This is a genomic window from bacterium (genome assembly GCA_030019025.1).
In the GTDB taxonomy this organism is placed as follows: Bacteria; Hydrothermota; Hydrothermia; order UBA1063; family UBA1063; genus UBA1063.
This window is the reverse complement of the sequence record JASEFR010000032.1, coordinates 1-16871: the sequence shown is the minus strand read 5'-3', so window position 1 is coordinate 16871 and position 16871 is coordinate 1. Positions and strand designations below refer to the sequence as shown.

Genomic DNA, 16871 nt, shown 5'->3' with positions numbered 1-16871 from the left:
CAAGGAACGACAGCAGATGGAGATTCCCTTGAAGGATTCTCAATAAATCTTCATCCTCAAATTCAGCGTAAATTTTTACCTCTTCATTAAGACCCACTTCAGATCTGATCTGCCTCACACCTTGGATCAATTCCTTTATCATCGCAAAGTTTCTATAGTCTACCTCAAAGTTAAAACCGGAGGCCTCAGGCCACTTAGAAATCATAATAGACTCTTCAAGACCTTCAAATGGTAACTTCTGCCAGAGTTCTTCAGTAATAAAGGGAATAAAGGGGTGCAGTAGTTTTAGAATATTCATAAAGACATAAAAGCCATTTTGCAAAGCGGTTCTATCTTTTTTAGTAAGCCTCGGCTTTATCGCTTCCAGATACCAATCACAGTATTCACTCCAGAAAAAGTCGTAAAGAGTCCATGCTGCCTTATTAAAATCAAGCTCATCAAGGGCTTTAGTCACTTCAGAAACTGTTTTATCCAAAAGGTAAAGAATCCATTTATCTTCAAGAGACTCCGGGGCGGGTTCGGGCTCCATCTTGCTTCCGTCGTGATTGATAATGAGCAATCTACCAGCATTCCACAGCTTGTTTGAGAAGTTTCTTCCGATTTCCATCTTCTTTTCAGAGTAAATAACATCCTGACCCTCAGGTGTTATAAGCATTAGACCCATCCTTACACCATCCGCCCCATATTTAGAAATGAGAGCAAGGGGGTCAGGCGAATTTCCGAGGCTCTTCGAGAGCTTCCTTCTCTTCTCATCTCTTATCAGTCCGTGGAGATAGACTCTGTGAAATGGCTTTTCTCCCATGAAATAGTACCCCGCCATAATCATCCTCGCCACCCAGAAGAACAGAATGTCCCATCCCGTAATCAAAAGATCGGTAGGATAGTATCTATCTAAATATTCAGTCTTTTCAGGCCATCCGAGGGTTGAAAATGGCCATAACCATGACGAAAACCAGGTATCCAAAACATCCTCATCCTGAACGATATTGGTAGAACCGCAAGAATGACAGGAGGAAGGTGGATTTTCCTCAACCATAACATTGCCACAATTTTGACAGGTGTAAACGGGAATTCTATGGCCCCACCAGATTTGCCTTGAAATGCACCAATCCCTTACATTATCAAGCCAGTTAAAATAGATTTTTTCAAACTGATTGGGGACTATTTCCACCTCGCCTTTTCTAACCGCTTCTGCAGCTTTCTCGGCAAGAAGTTTAATCCTCACAAACCATTGGGGTGAAAGGTATGGCTCAATTATTGTGTTACACCTGTAACAGGTTCCAACATTGTGGGTATAATCCTCTATTTTCTCAATAAAACCGTGCTTTTCCAACTCTTCCACTACTCTATGCCTCGCTGTTTCACGGTCCATTCCCTTAAAAATGCCTGCGTTCTCATTTAAAACGCCATCAGGTTCCATTATCTTAACCTTAGGTAGATTAAGTTCTTCTCCAATTTCGTAATCCACGGGATCATGAGCGGGGGTAACCTTTACCGCCCCTGTGCCAAACTCTGCATCAACCCTAAGGCTCTTAACCACGGGAATTTCAGGAGAAACCACCGTTCCTTCACTGCTAATTCTATTCCATGTAACCAAAGGTAATCTTACCATTTTACCAGCAATTTCCCTATATCTATCATCTTCAGGGTTTACTGCTACAGCTGTATCTCCCAAATAAGTTTCCGGTCTCGTTGTAGCAACTACAACATATCCACTCCCATCCACAAGGGGATATTTTATGTAATAAAGTTTCCCTTTCTTTTCAACATACTCAACCTCATCATCTGCCAGTGCGGTTCCGCATCTTGGGCACCAGTTAATAATACGCGTTCCCCTGTAAATTAGACCATCATTATAGAGCCTCACAAAGGCGGTAATGACGGCCCTGGATAGATCAGGGTCCATTGTGAATTTAACTCTTGACCAGTCACAGGAAACCCCAAGTTTTCTAAGTTGAAGCAAAATTGTATTTCCATACTTTTCTTTCCATTCCCAAACACGCTTAAGAAATTCCTTTCGCCCAACATCAAATCTCGTTTTATTTTCTTTAGCCAAAGCCTTTTCTACAACATTCTGAGTTGCAATGCCAGCGTGGTCAATTCCCGGCTGCCATAGAACGTCATGTCCCTGCATTCGTTTAAAGCGAACCATTATATCCTGCAAGGTATTGTTCAAGACGTGACCGAGCGTTAAAACACCTGTGATATTAGGAGGAGGGATCATTATAGAATATTTAGGTTTTCCCGAGTGTGGGTCCGCCTTAAAATACCCCTTTTCAATCCAAAAATTGTAAACCTTATCTTCTATATCAACAGGGTTGTATCTGGTTGGAATCTCACTCATTATTCAGAACTCTTCTCCCTCTTCTCCCTCTTCTTCTTCCCATTCTTCCTCAAATTCTTCAGGTTCCAGTTCAAGTTCAATAAGTTCCTGCTCAAGCATCAATAATTTATCTGCATAATCCCTGAATAAATCGGAAAGCTCCTCTAAGGAAATGACGCCATCAATCGCATCACTGACAACATCTTCAATCTCAACATTCAAATTGTCAAGCTCGTCAGAGAGGTCCTCCAGGTCTTCCTTAATAGACTCGTAATCTTCAATCTTTTTTAGTTCTTCAATTCTTTCCTGAAGTTCCTTTATCTTTTCGCTCCAAGATTCTCCGAAATCGGTAACTGACTCCCACAGCTGCAATATATCCTCTCTTTTAATTTTACCCATAATAACCTCCCTATGGATTAGTGCTAAAATATAAATTCAACATGGTAAAATGTCAAGCACGTCGAGAACTAATTAAACCACTTCGCACTAACTTTCGGAGTACTTGTTTATGAATACAACTTTCTCAAAAGGGAGTTTTTCTGGCCTTTGTCTCTCCGCCAACACTTGTTTTTCTGAAAGAAGTAGTAAGATTTCATCAGGCTTTTTACCAACTATCAAAAGGGCTATCAATGTCATATTCTGCGGAATCCTCAAAATCTCTTTAACCTTAACAGGATCATAACCTGCAATGGGATGACCGACAAGACCAAGTTCAGTGGCCCTAAGAATTAAAAAGGCGGTGGCCAAACCTACATCGAACAAATAGTAGTCTCTTATATCTTCAAGGAGCAGTCCAGGTCTTTCTTTGAGAAAAAAGCAATTATCATACCCGCACTCTTTGCCCCTGATTTCTTCGTGGCGTAACGGAAAAGATTTGATCTAAGACAAAACGCCAAGGCCGATTATTCATACAAGAAGGTGCAAGGAAACACAGGTCATAAGGTCCTCAATGAGTTCCTTTGTTACCTCAAAATGTAGCAAAGACCTGTAAACCCTTCTCTTTCGATTACCTTTTTATGCTCATACTCCTTCCTTTACCATTTCCGCCAAAACCTTTAATACTTCATCAGCATGCCCGTTTACCTTTACATTGTGCCAAATTTTCCGTATTCTACCATTTGGATCAATCAGAAAAGTTGATCTTATAGTGCCCTCAACCTCTTTTCCATACATTTTTTTCTTACCCCATGCCCCAAACTTCTTTAAAACCTCAGCAGACTCATCTGATAGGAGCTTGACTTTAAGCCCGTATTTGTTTTTAAATGACTGATGACTTTTAACGCTGTCCTTACTAATTCCTAACACTTCTGCGTTTAGCTTTTTGAAATCTCCAATTTTTTCTGTGAAACCAATAGCTTCCTTTGTGCATCCCGATGTATTATCCTTTGGATAAAAGTAAAGAACTATCCATTTCCCTTTAAGGGAACTGAGGCACACTTCATTACCCTCCTCATCGGGCAAGCAAAAATCTTGAGCAAGATCACCCTCCCTCAACATGAAAGACCCTCCTATTGCATTGTACTATTTATTACCCTTTTTCTTAGCAATTAAAATCGAATCCACAAGATAAAACAGTTCTCGAGAGGTGACTGGAAATTCTGGGTCAAACTCCTTACAGGCATAAGTGCAAGTTGCCACGAATTCTCCACCAAGACCTGTAAATTTTACATTCTCAAACTCCTCGCTTATTCTCCTGGCAACCCTTTCCGCCTCCCTCTCCCCTACACCATAAAGAACTACCACAAATTCATCTCCGCCCCATCTGGCACAGAGATCTGAATCACGGGTATACTCCATACAAATCTTTGAAAAAGTTACAAGGAGCTCATCCCCCTTCAGGTGGCCAAAAGTATCATTAACATATTTGAGTTTATCAACATCAAAAAGTATCATAGAAAATGGCTTCTTTTCACGTTTACTCTGAGCAATGTAAGATTTAATCCTTTCTTCGAAAAATCTTCTGGTATAAAGGCCCGTTAAACCGTCAAGAATAGACTCCTTATAAATGATACTTCTATCCAGACTTGCGTTTATAACACTTATCAGATTCTGAAGCACTGAATAGTGGCTTCTCGTAAGCCCCTGACCTACACCTATTAAAATTTCACCCAAAATGATGTCGCCTTGCACCACATTAAAAACCAAATCCCATGACATATTGTCAATCTCCTCTTCTTCCAGTGGCCTAACATCGTGTCCATCGTAAATTTTGCTACCGCTTAAGTAGGAAAGCTTTCTCAAAAGTCTGAAAGCAATAAAGGAAGCTGGTATAATATGGGCAATTCCGTATAGTGCATAGTCAAGGATTTCTTGTGGATCTGTTAACCTGTTTAAATTTCCCTGAATTTCATTCAACTTTTCCATAAATTTAATGTTTTCACTCAGCTCCTGGTGGTAAAGAAAATATTGATGACCAATATAGGACAATACAAGGATCACTGTTAAAACTGGAACAATTGCATAGAAACCATGAGACCTGTACATCAGCCACAAGCTTATTCCCAGAGGATATACTAAAAGTTCAACAAAGTCGCTTAGTAAGGCTTCTTTTTTCAAATATTCGAGGATGTTATTTCCTTGAATAATTTCTCTTAGAACGAAAATTAACTCGTTTGTCAAAATTATGGCTATCATAGCGATGACCGCGCCCAAGAGCCTTACATCCAACGCTTTATAAACCGTACCGCCAACTAAGTAAATAACACCATAAAGTCCTGCATTAAAAAATCCTGTTCTAAGTGTATTTAAAGGATTATCTGTCCTCCTCAAGTATCTGTGAAAGGATTTTCCCAACCAAACGAGGAGGATTACTAACATTGCGGTAAAACTACCAACAGCATAACCGAACTGAAGTGTCACAAAAAAGAAAATTGCAATTTCAAAGGAAACCATCGTGGATCTAAACCCAACATACCAGAGAGCTGAGAGAGCAGAAACGACGCATAGAAGCAAGTACTCTAAGAAGTTTGGAAAGGTGTTAGGCTTTAACCCAATCAACAAAATCGGAATTGCTACCCCTGAAAGACCAACAAAAAAGTCAAAAAATAATCTCAATTTTACCCGCATTTCCATAATATGTATTAAGATAAAGCCGAAATATAAAAATGTCAATAGCACGAAGCATTGAGGGGGCAACTTACCAGTAGGTTAGAAGGAAGTAGATTAGCCCAATTTTCCGAAAAATTCTTCTATAAAAGTTCTAATTTTATCTCTAACCATTCTCGTAAAGTTGAGTTTTTCTTCATCCGTTCCCTGAAAAGAAGAGGGGTCTGGGAAGCTCTGATGGATATGTTCCTTGGCACCAGGGAAAAAAGGACAGGTCTCTTTAGCCTGATCACAAACCGTTACAACGTAATCAAAAGTCTCCCCTAAGAATTCCTCTACACTTTTAGGCCTATGATTCGACATATCAATCCCTATTTCTTCCATTACCTTGATTACATAAGGATTTAAAGTTCCAGGCTTTGTTCCCGCACTGAAAGCACGATACTTATCAGGATAAAGGTGATTAAGAAGAGCCTCCGCCATCTGCGAACGTGCCGAATTATGAGTACAAATAAAGAGGACTTTCTTCATGTAACTATTATAAGAGTAAAACAGAATTAAATAAAACCTTTTTGTAGCACATAAAAACAGTGCCAATTCCTGCATTTTCAGGAAGCCTTGAAAATTCGAGTTTTTGAACTATATAATTTAAAAACAAAGGAGGTACTATGGTTATAAAAAAGCAACACGCAATTCTCCTCGAAAAACTGCTAACTGATGAAGATAAGAAGCTTTCATATACTCCTTTAGAAGAAGTGGACGAGCTTGTAGCTCGCGAGCTTGAACTTATGGGTTTTCTGCGATTTTCCAACCCTCTCCAACTCACTCTTACATCTATAGGTAGAGAATTAGCCACTCTTCTCAGAGAACTTTACCAGATGGGGCCCAAACCTTTTGCAGAAAAGGAAGAGGAAGTAAAAGGAAACATAGTCATACGGGAGGCAAAGGGACTCAAACCACCTGCAGAATGGGATGATGATTTTCGATTCTTGGGTTCGGAGATCATTGCAATGTTGGAATCGGCCGATCTTGCAGGAAAAGTTGGACCAGAAGGAATTGAACCCCTATTGTCACGTGGTTTAGCAGCCAAGGTGTATGACAGAGAGTATAAAAAAGAGTACGTAATTTTAACAAAACAGGGAAAGACAGCTCTAAGAATATACAGGAATACCGAGCCTAACTTCGTAATAGATAGTTCTTTAGCGGAGGTTATACGCAGACTTCCAATGGGTCCAGCCAAAAGCTCACGTCTTATTGCCTCAGATCACGAAAAACATCTGCTGGAAGGAATGCGTCTTATAGCCTACTCCGTTCCAAAATCCGAAATTTTCGCATTCACTGCACTGGGACAAGCGGTAAAAAATACTCTAACCCATGGAGGCTTCGGAAGTGGTGTTGTATTATCAACAGAAATTTTAATTTCACTCACAGAATATATCGATTTGGGAAAGTTAACAGAATCAGCGCTTACAATACTACAATCCCTCGGTTATATTGGGCCAGCAGGTGAATTACTCCCTGCCGGTGAATTTGCCATGGAGGCTTTCCGTCTTTTAAAAGATCGCCCGAATGGTGTAGCGGTCGCCTTTGACTTAGAAAAGGATGAAATTGATGTTCTCAGGGCTATAAAGTACCTTTGGGAAAAAGCCCAGAACAACCCCGAAGAGCGGCCCACTTTTGAAAATCTCAAAAAGGAAATGATAAAAAGGAAAAGTGCAGAGTACAAAGTTTTGAAAGAGAAATATGGTGAAAAGTTTGATGAAATTACTGAAGAATATAGAGATATTGCCAAAAACTTCTTTTATGCCATAGATTTAAATGCATGGTACATTGAAAACTTCGATCTGAGAGCTTTCCTCCATAGTCTTGAGAGCTTTAACCTCATACAAAGTGAGGAAGATGAAAAAGGAAAAGAGGTATTCAAATTAACAAATTACGGAGAAATGGTTTTACAGGATGATGCGGAATATATTAGTGCTCCAGCAGTGAAAGCAATTACAACATCAAGAAAAGCCTTTGCAGCTCCAAACTTAGAATGGTACGAGCTGGCCGAGAAAGAGGGACTGGTAGGTACTGCAGGACCGTCACGCAGAGGAAATCTCTATGCAAATTTAGCTGAAAAAGCCTACAGGCTACCATTCCTCACAAAATATGAACATAGAGTATTTTCTATCATCCCTGAAAAGGGAATCACATTAAACGAGCTTGCCACCTTCCTAAAGGATGAAATGCCACTCTGGAAAATAAAATACGCAGTGAATAAACTGGAAGCGAGGCGTCTAATAGAAGTATTACCTGACGGGAACATCGTTCAAACTGAAGCAGGAAAATTGCTTAACAAAGCATTACTATCGGTTCCTAAAAGTGCAGGATTTCCTGTAACACCTGTTATCGTAAGACTACTACAGGCATTAAGAAAGGTAGGAACACTTTACGTTAAAGAGAAGAAAGTGCGTATTCTGCCACGAAATGTCTCCGAGGCCAAGAAAATATCTGGATTATCAGACGACGTATTCGCAGAGGCACTTCAAGTTGCAAGACTCTTCGGATATGTCGGATACAATAGCCTAACAGAAGCAGGTATAACACTCCTGGAAGCTGTAGAGAAAATGAATACCCCTGTCGCAACACGGTATGTGGAAGAAAGTTTTTGATGAACCAGTTTAAAACAACAAATTAATGTAGAAGCAGGCTTCATTTTTTGAATTTAGAATCAAAGTAGTGGTTTTGTTTTTAAACGAAATTCGAACACTTGACAATACTTACCTCGAAATACATAATATTAAAGTTCATGCGTCTAAAACTTTGTTTAAAACCCATTGTGGGTTCTACTCTCGTTTTACCCATACATTACAACCGCTTGATTCAAGCATTCATATATACGAACTTGGATGAGTGGCTGGCTACCACATTACATAACGTTGGATTTAAGGACCCTGCTTCGAGAAGACGGATCAAATTTTTTACTTTTTCGCGTCTTATCCCTTCCGACAATGTAAAAATAAAAGAAAAATTCATAATATTTCACGGCAACGTCTACCTCATAGTTGCCTCGCCTTACAGCGACTTTATCCAATCTTTTGCCTCCAATCTTTTCAGGAAGACCCATCTTGAACTTGGAAGCGAAACACTTGAGCTGGTGTCTGTGGAAGTGGAGGCAGTACCGGAATATAGAGACAGGATCTTAGTAAAGACGCTATCACCCATAACAGTATACAGTACAGTTACCACAGCAGATGGCAGAAAAAAGGTTTATTATTACAGTCCCTTTGAAGAAGATTTTGAAATCCTCCTTCTTAAAAATCTACAAAGGAAAGCCAGAATCTGGTTCGGAGAGGAAATTGAAGGAGGATCAATAAAACCCTACAAAGTTAGCAAAAAGGACGAAAGAATTCTCACTTACCAAGGCAATCTAATAAAAGGTTGGGACGGGATATTCGAGTTATCTTTACCTCCAAAACTTCATCAGATGGCCTTTGACGCAGGTCTCGGAGCAAAAAACTCCAGCGGTTTTGGATGCATTGAGATGTGGGAAAAACATAAAAATAGTTAAGGCTTCATTAAAAGAGGTTAGGTAATGATTTCAGCAGTTGCAAAAATTGGAAGGTTAATAAAGGAAATTGAAAAGCACGGAAAAATTAACATAATTTACTCTGAAACAAATAAATCCACAGAACAGGGGTACATTTTCGCAATCGTTGTGGATAGTGATGAGGATTACCAATTCAAAGAACTAAGTGTGGAGCAGTTCGACCCTGAGAAAATCTCACGTTACCTTTATAAAGAAGGCGAAAGCAAGGGGAACAGGCCAGCACCCATCGCCCCTCTCACAGAACCTGAGAAGACCTTTGAGAAAATCTTAAGATGGTTGGAAAAATGCGCTAAACTTTCTGAATTAGAGGAAGAAGAACGAAAAATCCCAGAAAAGATGGTAAAAAATCTAAAAGAAAAGGAAAAACTTATTCTCTCGGAATTGGATTCGAAATTAAAAGAAGTCCCCAAAAAAGCTGGAAAATACTTGACAGTTAAAATCGGGAACTCCTACATTGGTGACATTGAACTATTTAGAAAAGCCCATCTAAAAATTACTTTGGAAAAGATAAAAAAATCCTCAGCAGAAAACAAGACTTGTTCTATCTGTGGAGAGGTCAAAGAAAATGTTTCGGCAAGAACTTACGTCTATAACTTCGATACCGACGACAAACCGGGTTTTATAACGTGGTTTGACAAAAACAATTTTTGGAAAAACTTTCCTGTTTGTCAGGAATGCCGGGAATTACTTAAGAAAGGTCGCGAATTCATAGATAGTCAACTTACTTTCAATTTTTGCGGCTTTCGTTACCAAGTGATCCCCAACATACTAAAAGATGATGCTGAAGTATTTAATGAGATCGTAGATATCCTCTCCCATACACGAAAAGACATTTCGTTGAAAGATAAAACGATTAAAAGAATCACCTCTGATGAAAAAGAAATTCTCCCCTACTTATCACAAAAAGAGGACAATGTAACTTTTAACCTTCTCTTTCTCGAAACCCAGCAAAGCGCCGAACGAATCGTACTTCTCATTGAAGATGTCTACCCATCCAGGTTAAAAAAGATTTTTAAAGCCAAAAAACAAGTTGACAACCTTTTTACAAAAGCGGACTTTAAATTTGACACACTAAGATTATTCTTCAAAAAATCCGATACACAGAAGAAAAATTTTGACCTTGACAAATACTTTTTGGAAATTGTTGATTCTGTTTTTAAAGGGAGGAAAATCAACTTTAAATTTATTGTGAAATTTTTCATGCAAAACATAAGAGAGCAATTGGTTCAAGACAAAAATTATTTGGATAGAACGAGAGATGCCTTTATTTGTGTTAAATTCTTTGAAGAACTTGGAATTTTAGATTTCCAGGAGGTGACTATGGAAACGGGAATATTTGAGCAAATCTTCGAAAAGTATGGAAAATCGTTAAACACTCCGGAAAAGCGGGCAATTTTTTTACTGGGAGCTCTAACTCAAATGTTACTCAACAAACAGCGTTTCGAAAGGTCCGGTAAACACACGAGTCCGCCTTTTATGAAGAAACTAAAAAGTCTAAAGATGGACGAAAAAGACATAAAGGCACTACTTCCGGAAGTCGTTAATAAGTTAATTGAATACGACGCTTTCGATACAGGAAAAAAGATAATTGCTCAGGAAGCCTCAAGATACTTTCTTGAAGCTGGAGACAATTGGAAGATGCATACTGATGAACTTAATTTCTATTTCGCCTGCGGGATGAACATGAGCGATGAAATTAAAAACATAGTTTACACAGAAGGCAAAGAAGGAGAGCAAAATGAGCAAAAGTGAAATCAGAGTGGCTTTTGAAACCATCACCCCCCTTTGGACAGGCGATGCATGGAGGGATAATACAGAGATAAGACCTTCTTCTTTGATTGGGAGTTTGAGGTTCTGGTTTGAGGTGATTTGTTATTTTGGCGGGATTTGTAAGAAAGAAGAGTTTAATAATGAAAAAGGGAGGTTTGAGAAAGATATAAAGAATGATGAAATAAGAAAGAAATTACTGACATCAGGCACAGATTTTAATGGTCAGGTTCAAGCATTAAAAGAGCTTGGCGTTCCTATTCCAGCAATAGTGTTTGGCACTACGGGATGGAGAAGTTTGATTGAGATAAATGAAATTAAACTTATAGAAGATTTTTATTTCGGAAACAGATTAAAAATCCCTCATAAATTTTGCTTTAACAAAAATAATAAAGATGAGGTGAAAGAAGAGAATGATTGTCCTAAAAGATCAGATAATAATTTCTCAGTTTTTTATTTTAAAATTCCTTATTTCTGGGGTAAGATTGAAGTAGTTTTTAGAGTTCATAATGAAATAAAAGACTCTATTTTCCTTCCTTTGTTGACTTTTATGGATAAATACGGCTACTGGGGTGGTGGATGGAATATTGGGTACGGGAGGTTGAAGGTTTTAAGTGTTAATTCTCAAAATGGTAATTGGGAGGAGAAAGACAAATTTGATTTTTCAAAATTTGGTATCAATAAAACCTTAACAATAACTGAGAGTTATGAAAAAATTCCGGACAAAAATTTGTTAAAAGAAAAGGTATTTAAAATTCGATATTGGAGAAAGAACTGTGAATCAATAAATACAAACATAAAAGAAATGTTAAAGGATTTAATCCTTGAAAAAGCCAATTTAAGGATAAGGGAAAATAATCGAAAAGATAGACATTATGTATTCGGCAAAACTGGAAATATTCAAAATGAAGATTTACCACAAGGCTCTAAGATCTTACCATATATAAACAAAATCAATAGTTCCTATGAATGTGGCTTGCTTTCTATTGTTGGGATTTTGAGTTTGTATTAGGAGAAAAAAGATGAGTAATGGGAAAACATATGAAGCATTGCAGATAATAGAAAAAGATTTAAATAATGTAAATAGCTTAAATGAATATATAGTTTTTTGTAAATATCTTTTTAAGCCCAAAGCAAATCTGAAAGATTTCCTCAAAAAGGATGAGAAACCACCTACTTTAGATAGCAATAAAATTGAATCTTTAAAAAAAGAAATTCCTTTTTTGAGTATTGACCCAATATTTCGTGAAGAATTAAATAGTGGAAAAGATAATGGAGAATTGTTTAATTTCATAAAAAATCATAAATCTATTGACACCACAAAAGATTTTCCTTTAGCTTTTTTAAAAGAAAAAATTTTAACATCAGATTCTAAAACTTTTTCAATAAATAACGAAAAATTAAAACAAATTCATCAAATTTCTGGCATTATTACAGATTCAAATCACATAAAAAATCTTTTAGAAAACCTTCCCAACTACTCCTTTGCTCTGTGGGTTAAATTTAAACTGATAGCTCCATATTTTTCAAAGGATGATGACGAATTTTACATCATTCAAAATCCAGTATTGAAAGAAAAAGTATTTAAAGTTCCAATGGTCAGGGGTTCATCCTGGAAGGGGGCTTTAGCTGGAGCTTTTAAGAAATTACTAAATGAAGAGAATGATATCAGTAAAAGAAATGGGATTATAGAAAGTTATCTCAGAATATTTGGTGCCGGCTCTGAAAATATAAAGGTAATTGAAGAATATTTGAGAGAAAAATCTAAAAATTCAGAAGAATTTAAAAGCAAAATTTTAGAGTTCATGCTCTTTGAATTGGGGATAAAGGTTTCAAGAGATGACATTGATATAATTAATAACGAAAATGATGAAAACAAACTCATAGAACTATTAAATAATAAAATATCGCAAAAAATAAAAAGATCCCAATCAAATATACCCATAGAATTTCAAACACATAAAGGAAGAGCAATATTTTATCCAACCTATTTTGATAAACTTTCCTTAGAAATTATAAACCCCCACGATAGAAGGAAAAGAGCCGGAACTAATCCAATTCATTACGAAGTTGTACCCAAAAATACAGAGGGGATTCTACAGATTTTATATATTCCATTCGATGGAATTATGAAAAATGATGAGGAATTGAAAAGTGAAGCAAAATGTGATTTAGAGAATTTATGTAAAGCAATCGAGAAATTATCTGATGAAGGCATTGGAGCTAAAACTAAACTTGGCTGGGGAAGGTTTGAAGTAGACCAGAATAACAGGATTTATTGTTTTAATGAAACAGTCGAGATTAAGGGGTGGAAGAAATGTTAGTATTAGACAATTTAAAAGAACATAGAAATGAAATTTTAAAAGCTGAGATAGGAGCTTTGCTTTTTAATCTTGGGAAAACCCATATAGGCTTTCGTTGGTGGAGGAAAAATTTTCAACATTTACAACAGCAATTTAAGTGGAGTAGTTATAAAGAATATATTGATAAAAATCACTTTGACAATGAAATAAGTAGTGTCTCACAAAAACTCAGAGATTTTTTTAATAATCTTAAAATAAACATCGCAAATATAATTTCGGATTTAGAAATCAAAGATATAATGCTTGGGGGAGAAAGCAATAAGGATAGCAATAAGGATAGCAATAAGGATTTTGTAGAAAAGGTTTTCTTCCGGGGATGTGAGAATATAAATTCAGGAATAGACAAAGGAAACCCTGTTAAGCAATTAACCCCCCCTTTATGGCTTTCTAATGCTTTTGGAAGTTTTAAGTTTGAATTAGATGAAAAGGATTTTGATGATGCCAGACTGGAATTTTTTAGGGACCTGGATTGTTTTCTCCTAAGAAATAATTATTATCAAAGCCCAGACTGGAAGGAAATAAGAAAGTTTGTTTTTGAAAAAGTAAAGCCCTGGTATTCAAAACTCTTAAGTGATAGTAGATATCCAGTTAACGATGTAACCCTCTGGGACCAGGCTTATATGACTGCCTCAATGTTTAAGGCAGTCCTTGCAAATATGATTTTAGAAAACTCAACGGTGCAAAATTATCTAAATAATCCTGCGTCGATAAGATGGCGTATCCTTGGAATTCAATATGATAAGCTTGGACTTGCTGAAAAAGGCTTTAAACCGTCGCATATCAAATGGTACAGAGACATATCAAGAGAGATAGATGAAGAAATAAAGAAGCTTTTAGAGTATGAATATCCAGTAGGCAATGAAGTTTATAGAGATGAGACTGGAATTTATTTTATAGTTGGAGAAGATTTAGGAGATGATAAAAATGATTTAGCTATTTTGAGAAATGATTTAAATGGGATAAAGGAAGAGATATTAAAAATTTTCAAAGAAAAATCAAAAGATGAATTTTATCCTTCCATATTTCTTACAAAAGCATCAAGGGGATTGATGAACCTTACAAACCTTCTTGAAAAAGCAAGGGAAAACTTTTTAAAAGCAGATTGGAGTAAGAAAAAAGCATTAATGAATAGTGATGATGCTATCGGAATTTGTCAGGTTTGCAAGCAGAGGCTGGTTTTTGAAGGTGATAAAAGGGAGGAGAATAAGAATATTTGTAAAACTTGCTATGAAGAGAAAACACAGGGGAGAGTTGAAGAATGGCTTAAAAATAGAAGTGGTGAAACTATCTGGATGAGTGAGTTAAAAGACAAAAATGATAGAATAGCCCTTGTTGTGATGAAGTTTGAGTTGATGGATTGGTTAAATGGAGATTTGTTGAATACTTTAGTTTTGCAAACTGGTATAAACTGGAAAGATGATTTTAATAAATTTGTAAGTGAACTAAAAAATATTTGTAAGAATAATCAGGATATAGAAGTTGAGAATACAGTCTTAAAAAAATATACAGATAAAGCTCTTCATGGGCTTAAGATTAACCAAAACAAGATAATTGAATCACTTCTCCTTGAACGTTCAATTGGTGATAAATGGGAAAAGTTTATAAAAAATAAACTTGGAAAAAACGTAGATTTTGACAATAGAGAAATTAAATGGAATCTATTAAGCGAAGACGACGACACCAACAATATAAGTTTTCTATCAACTCTAATACTGCAATTTTTACTCCGGAAAAATCCATCACCAGCAAGACTTAGAAGAATATGGGAAAGCACAAAAGAATTTTTTGAAGAGATAGAAGAAAAATTTTTGTGTGTAGCAAAAATTCCAGACGAAAGAAGATATAGGCTTTACTGGGAAAATATCAATATCTCAGATGGAGAATATTTTGACGGTAATGCAATATTCTGGGCAAAAGATAAAAAGGTATATTTGATCTCTTATTTGAAAGAACTGACCACCAGTAGTTTTAAACTTAAGAAATATGAAAATGAAACCGATACCGGTATAGAATTACAATTAAACAATGCAAAAAAAGAAACTTATAAACCCTATATGTCCATCATAGACCCAACACCTATAAGCTGGCAGTTTATCATACCAGCAGAATATGTACCTGATTTTATAAAAAATGTTCAAGAACTTTATGATGAACATTTTAAATATGTTTATGGAAAATTACCACTTCACATTGGAGTAGTTATTCAGGATTATAAAAAACCATTATATGTAGGGATAAATGCATTAAGGAAAATAAGAAGAGATGTAGAAGATAGAAATGAACTCTGGATTGATATCGGAGCTAAAGAATTCAAAAATATTTATAATGAAAAAAGGGGAAAAGAGCAAAAAGAAGAACAATGTAATGAACCATACAAATATTACTCTCTTTATTTCGGGGATTTTCGGGGAAAAGATTATGAGTTTTATATAGAGCCTGAAGCAACAAAAAAATACTGGATTGAAAATATCGATGAAATTCCAGATGATAATAAAATCAAATACATTCCAAACACATTTGACTTTGAGTTTTTGGACACAAACACAAGGAGGAACGATATTTATTACGATGATGCCAATAATTACAAGCGTATTCTGGAATTTAAAGACAGTAGACCTTATGACATTGAAAAATCTTTTGATTTATTCCTAAACTTTAAAGACGTTTTCTTAAAATCAACGGCCAAGTCAAAGCTAAATAATTTAGTAAGCTTGCTATATGATAAACTTGAAAACTTTGATGGCAATGCTCCTTTATTTTTAGCCTCTGCAATAATTAACATTCTGGAACCACACAAAAATCAAGAAATTAATGAATTTATCAAGAAATGGTTTGAGATAAACAATGTTTCACATGAAGAAATTAAAGATAAAATCTCACAGGAAAAAATAAAACAATTCTTAGACATATACGAATTCTGGCACAAAGCCTTAAAGGAGGTTTAAAATGGAAAGTATAGTAAAAGAACATAAGATTTTTGCATTGACAATGGATCCTGTTTATATAGGAACAGGAGGATTCACAATAGGAAGAGTGGACAATACAATTGTAAGAGACCCAATAACCAGAGTCCCTAAAATTCCCGGCTCAAGCCTTGCTGGTATGTGGAGGTATTATACGACGCTGGAAATACTTAGTAAGATTAAAGATATAAAACCCAAGAGAGAAGATATTAAAAATCAGCAAAACGGCAATACTATCAAAGAAAAAATCGATAGTTGGATTGAAAATAATAATATCAAAAATGTTCAAAAATGGGATGATTCTAAATGGTACTTTTTTAGAGGTAACACATTGTTAGAGTTAACCTGTGCCGGTCAGGATAATGTGCCTCAGGAAGAGTTATCAAATATAACAGTTACAAACAAAGAAGGAAAAACTGGGCACTGCGGACATTGTATAGTCTGTAAAGGCTTTGGTTTCTCTAAAAAAGATATAAGCTGGCAGGGAATGATATTCTTTAGCGATCTAAACATTCTTTTCTTCCCGGTTTTTACAATGAAAGGGACAAAATGGATAACAACGGTAAGAAAATTAAAAGAAATTGGAATAAACGAGCTAACTGAGCCGTCAGATAATAAAATTCTAACAAAGAATGGTGATGAAGGACATATAAATCTTGGCTGGCTTTATTTAGAGGTAGATAACACTAAAAAATTTAATAATAAGTTGGATAGTTTGAAAACTAAACTTAATTTCGTCAATTTTAAACTGGGTGTCGAAGATATCATTATCGTTCCAGAAAACCTATTTTCCCAAATAGTCAACTCCAATATTGAAG

13 protein-coding genes are annotated in these 16871 nt (G+C 36.1%); 7 read left to right on the top strand and 6 right to left on the bottom strand.

Annotated features, from left to right (window positions below; translation table 11 throughout):
- The 6 genes from QMD82_07735 to QMD82_07710 form a co-directional block, all read right to left on the bottom strand.
- Nucleotides 1-2344, bottom strand: a 2344-nt coding sequence (locus QMD82_07735) for a valine--tRNA ligase (GenBank protein MDI6851806.1), incomplete at its 3' end; no start/stop codon positions are given.
- Nucleotides 2345-2347: 3 nt separating this feature from the next.
- Nucleotides 2348-2722 (bottom strand): hypothetical protein, encoded by a 375-nt coding sequence (locus tag QMD82_07730; GenBank protein ID MDI6851805.1) that lies wholly within the window; start codon nt 2720-2722, stop codon nt 2348-2350.
- A gap of 87 nt (nt 2723-2809) precedes the next feature.
- Nucleotides 2810-3100, bottom strand: coding sequence for a nitroreductase family protein (locus QMD82_07725; protein ID MDI6851804.1), 291 nt, complete (start codon nt 3098-3100; stop codon nt 2810-2812).
- A 243-nt stretch (nt 3101-3343) separates the two neighbouring features.
- Nucleotides 3344-3820, bottom strand: coding sequence for a thioredoxin-dependent thiol peroxidase (gene bcp, locus QMD82_07720; protein MDI6851803.1), 477 nt, complete (start codon nt 3818-3820; stop codon nt 3344-3346).
- A gap of 24 nt (nt 3821-3844) precedes the next feature.
- Complete coding sequence (locus tag QMD82_07715; protein ID MDI6851802.1) at nt 3845-5395, bottom strand: GGDEF domain-containing protein; 1551 nt, start codon at nt 5393-5395, stop codon at nt 3845-3847.
- A 90-nt stretch (nt 5396-5485) separates the two neighbouring features.
- On the bottom strand, nt 5486-5899 hold the full coding sequence (locus QMD82_07710) for an arsenate reductase ArsC (GenBank protein ID MDI6851801.1): 414 nt from the start codon (nt 5897-5899) through the stop codon (nt 5486-5488).
- A gap of 137 nt (nt 5900-6036) precedes the next feature.
- Here QMD82_07710 and QMD82_07705 point away from each other — a divergent pair, with 137 nt between their 5' ends.
- The 7 genes from QMD82_07705 to QMD82_07675 all read left to right on the top strand — a co-directional run.
- Nucleotides 6037-8022, top strand: coding sequence for a DUF505 domain-containing protein (locus QMD82_07705; protein ID MDI6851800.1), 1986 nt, complete (start codon nt 6037-6039; stop codon nt 8020-8022).
- A gap of 137 nt (nt 8023-8159) precedes the next feature.
- On the top strand, nt 8160-8921 hold the full coding sequence (gene cas6 / locus QMD82_07700; protein MDI6851799.1) for a CRISPR-associated endoribonuclease Cas6: 762 nt from the start codon (nt 8160-8162) through the stop codon (nt 8919-8921).
- 24 nt (nt 8922-8945) lie between these two features.
- A complete protein-coding gene (locus QMD82_07695) occupies nt 8946-10712 on the top strand; it encodes a TIGR02556 family CRISPR-associated protein (protein MDI6851798.1) in 1767 nt (588 codons plus the stop codon).
- Nucleotides 10699-11739, top strand: a complete 1041-nt coding sequence (locus QMD82_07690; GenBank protein ID MDI6851797.1) for an RAMP superfamily CRISPR-associated protein — start codon at nt 10699-10701, stop codon at nt 11737-11739. Before QMD82_07695 ends, QMD82_07690 begins: the two co-directional genes overlap by 14 nt.
- Before the next feature lie 10 nt (nt 11740-11749).
- Nucleotides 11750-13051 (top strand): RAMP superfamily CRISPR-associated protein, encoded by a 1302-nt coding sequence (locus QMD82_07685; GenBank protein MDI6851796.1) that lies wholly within the window; start codon nt 11750-11752, stop codon nt 13049-13051.
- On the top strand, nt 13045-16035 hold the full coding sequence (locus QMD82_07680) for a CRISPR-associated protein Csx11 (GenBank protein MDI6851795.1): 2991 nt from the start codon (nt 13045-13047) through the stop codon (nt 16033-16035). The genes QMD82_07685 and QMD82_07680 overlap by 7 nt, the downstream gene beginning before the upstream one ends.
- A 1-nt stretch (nt 16036) precedes the next feature.
- Nucleotides 16037-16871 (top strand): RAMP superfamily CRISPR-associated protein (locus tag QMD82_07675; protein ID MDI6851794.1); only part of this gene is annotated, 835 nt, incomplete at its 3' end.

Excerpts from the sequence above, each read along its gene's own strand:
- QMD82_07680 (MDI6851795.1), top strand. The coding sequence starts at position 13,045 with ATGTTAGTATTAGACAATTTAAAAGAACATAGAAATGAAATTTTAAAA.
- QMD82_07690 (MDI6851797.1), top strand. The coding sequence starts at position 10,699 with ATGAGCAAAAGTGAAATCAGAGTGGCTTTTGAAACCATCACCCCCCTT.
- cas6 (MDI6851799.1), top strand. The coding sequence starts at position 8,160 with ATGCGTCTAAAACTTTGTTTAAAACCCATTGTGGGTTCTACTCTCGTT.
- QMD82_07730 (MDI6851805.1), bottom strand. The coding sequence starts at position 2,722 with ATGGGTAAAATTAAAAGAGAGGATATATTGCAGCTGTGGGAGTCAGTT.
- QMD82_07705 (MDI6851800.1), top strand. The coding sequence starts at position 6,037 with ATGGTTATAAAAAAGCAACACGCAATTCTCCTCGAAAAACTGCTAACT.
- QMD82_07710 (MDI6851801.1), bottom strand. The coding sequence starts at position 5,899 with ATGAAGAAAGTCCTCTTTATTTGTACTCATAATTCGGCACGTTCGCAG.
- QMD82_07715 (MDI6851802.1), bottom strand. The coding sequence starts at position 5,395 with ATGGAAATGCGGGTAAAATTGAGATTATTTTTTGACTTTTTTGTTGGT.
- QMD82_07685 (MDI6851796.1), top strand. The coding sequence starts at position 11,750 with ATGAGTAATGGGAAAACATATGAAGCATTGCAGATAATAGAAAAAGAT.
- bcp (MDI6851803.1), bottom strand. The coding sequence starts at position 3,820 with ATGTTGAGGGAGGGTGATCTTGCTCAAGATTTTTGCTTGCCCGATGAG.
- QMD82_07695 (MDI6851798.1), top strand. The coding sequence starts at position 8,946 with ATGATTTCAGCAGTTGCAAAAATTGGAAGGTTAATAAAGGAAATTGAA.